General features: G+C 42.2%; 1 protein-coding gene. It reads left to right on the top strand.

From position 1 onward, the window contains the following. Window positions 1–287, top strand: a 287-nt coding sequence (locus AAFM34_RS20885; protein ID WP_341666203.1) for an aminotransferase class I/II-fold pyridoxal phosphate-dependent enzyme, incomplete at both ends; no start/stop codon positions are given.

The following is a 287-nucleotide window of genomic DNA, read 5'->3' as shown; positions in this document are numbered from 1 at the left end:
TTTATAGTATGGATGGAGACGTAGCACCAATTGAAGATATTTGCGACCTTGCAGACAAGTATGGCGCAATCACATATATAGATGAGGTACATGCAGTAGGAATGTATGGTGATACAGGAGCAGGATACTGTGAATGGTTAGGCGTACAACATAGGATTGATATAATCAATGGAACATTGGGAAAAGCCTTTGGGGTTCAAGGTGGTTATATTGCTGGCAATAGTACTGTTATTGACGCTATTCGGTCCGTGGCTTCTGGGTTCATCTTTACAACAAGTATCTCGCCC

Origin of the sequence: Vibrio sp., assembly GCF_038138445.1 — a bacterium.
In the GTDB taxonomy this organism is placed as follows: domain Bacteria; phylum Pseudomonadota; class Gammaproteobacteria; order Enterobacterales; family Vibrionaceae; genus Vibrio.
This window is presented reverse-complemented; position numbering and strand designations above follow the sequence as displayed.